The organism is Pseudomonas sp. rhizo25 (genome assembly GCF_031931935.1).
GTDB classification, from domain to species: domain Bacteria; phylum Pseudomonadota; class Gammaproteobacteria; order Pseudomonadales; family Pseudomonadaceae; genus Aquipseudomonas; species Aquipseudomonas synxantha.
This window is the reverse complement of record NZ_JAUJXA010000037.1, coordinates 1-1,711: the sequence shown is the minus strand read 5'-3', so window position 1 is coordinate 1,711 and position 1,711 is coordinate 1. Positions and strand designations below refer to the sequence as shown.

The 1,711-nt window shown below is 61.5% G+C and carries 1 protein-coding gene; it reads right to left on the bottom strand.

Annotation, left to right across the window (positions count from 1 at the left end; genetic code table 11):
- Positions 1–1,711, bottom strand: a 1,711-nt coding sequence (locus tag QZR30_RS27805; RefSeq protein ID WP_311904779.1) for a condensation domain-containing protein, incomplete at both ends; no start/stop codon positions are given.

The following is a 1,711-nucleotide window of genomic DNA, read 5'->3' as shown; positions in this document are numbered from 1 at the left end:
TGCTACCTGGGCTTCGAACAGTTGGTGAACCCGCTGCTCACTGGGGTAATCGAGAGTGGCGGTGCTCCAGTCATGCAGCATCAGGTGATGTTCTTCGCGGCCCAGCATGTCCAGTTCACCGAGGCGTTGCTGCGAGTCACGCACGATCGCCTGCAACAGGTTCTGCCAATGCGCGGCCAGGCGGCGGATGGTCGAGGCCTCAAACAGATCGATGGCGTAGGTAAGGGTTGCCTGCAGTGTGTCAGTGGACTCGAAGGTGTCCAGCGAGAGGTCGAACTGGGTGCTGGGCAACGAGCCTTCAAGCACTTCGAGGCTCAGGCCAGGTAGCGTGACGCGGGTTTGCGGTTGCACGCTGGCATGGTTGTACATCACTTGGAACAGCGGGCTGTGGCTGAGGCTGCGTTGTGGCTGCAGTGCTTCGACCAATTGCTCGAATGGCAAGTCCTGGTGAGCCTGGGCCTGCAAGGCGTGCTGTTTGACCTGTTGCAGCAACTCGACAAACCGCACCTGGCCGTCGAGCGTTGCGCGCAGTACCTGGGTGTTGACGAAAAATCCGATCAATCCCTCGGTTTCCACGCGGTTGCGGTTGGCAATCGGCACGCCGACACGGATATCGGTTTGCCCGCTGTAGCGATGCAACAGGGTCTGGAACGACGCCAGCAATAGCATGAACAAGGTCACGCCTTGCTCACGTGCCAATTGCTTGAGCGCCTGATTCAGCTCGCGGTCCAGCACCAGTTCCAGTTGCCCACCTCGGTAGCTTTGCTCGGACGGCCGGACGTGGTCGGTAGGCAGTTCCAGCACCGTTTGCTCATCGCCCAGTTGACCGGTCCAGTAGGCCAGTTGGCGCTCGCGTTCCCCAGCGTCCATCCATTGACGTTGCCACACGCCATAGTCAGCGTATTGGATGGGCAGTTCGGGCAGGCTGACATCCTGTTGCCGGCTGAACCCCGCATACAGGGCGACCAACTCCTGGATCATCACATTAATCGACCAACCGTCGGAGACGATATGGTGCTGAGTGATGATCAGCACGTGATCGTCAGGTGCCAGTCTCAGCAACTTGACCCGCAGCAGCGGGCCGTGCTGCAAGTCGAACAACTGTCGGGTCTCGTCTTCGATACACGCACGTACCGTCTGCGCGTCGGCGTCCGGCCACGCCTCGATGGTCATTGCCAGGTGAGCGTGGGAGGCAATCCGTTGCACGGTGCGTTCACCTTCCTGGGAGAACGAGGTGCGCAGGCTCTCATGGCGGGCAATCAGGCCGTCAAAGCTGCGTTGCAGGGCCTGGGTGTCCAGGTGGCCGCGCAGGCGCAGGGCTGCCGGGATGTGGTAGGCCGTGCTGTCAGGATCCAGTTGCCAGAGGAACCACTGGCGTTCCTGGGCATAGGACAGAGGCAGCGGCTGATCGCGCTCAACCCGCACCAATGGCGGCTCATGGCGCGCCGGCTCCTGCGCCAGGCTGGCGACGAACGTATGCAGGGTGCTGGACTCGAACAGGTTGCGCAGGGGCACATCGGTGTTCTGGGCGTGGCGCACCCGGGAGATGACCTGGGTGGCCAACAGGGAATGACCGCCCAGCTCGAAGAAGTCGTCGTTCAGGCCCACACGTTCCAGTTTGAGCACGTCTTGCCAGATGGCTGCGATCTGCTGCTCCAGCGGGCTTTGCGGCGCCACGTAAGCTTTTTGCAACAGGCTCGCATCGGGTTTC